The 249-nt window shown below is 57.0% G+C and carries 1 tRNA gene; it reads left to right on the forward strand.

The annotated features are described in order from the left end of the window. The first annotated feature begins 117 nt into the window (after positions 1 to 117). A tRNA-Met gene (locus ACQ5DJ_RS30080) sits at positions 118 to 194 on the forward strand. The last annotated feature ends 55 nt before the right edge of the window (positions 195 to 249 follow it).

The following is a 249-nucleotide window of genomic DNA, read 5'->3' on the forward strand; positions in this document are numbered from 1 at the left end:
AGCAGAGGGTCGGCGGTTCGATCCCGTCAGCCTCCACCACTTATATTAATGGACAAGGAAGGTCAGCTAAAAGCGCCACGTCCTGTGGCAACACTGACACTCAGTCGTCCTGACTATCGCGGGATGGAGCAGCTCGGTAGCTCGTCGGGCTCATAACCCGAAGGTCGCAGGTTCAAATCCTGCTCCCGCAACCAAATATGGAGCTGTGGTGAAGTTGGAGTTCACGCCGGTCTGTCACACCGGAGGTCG

This window comes from Brevibacillus sp. FIR094 (assembly GCF_050477165.1).
GTDB lineage: Bacteria > Bacillota > Bacilli > Brevibacillales > Brevibacillaceae > Brevibacillus.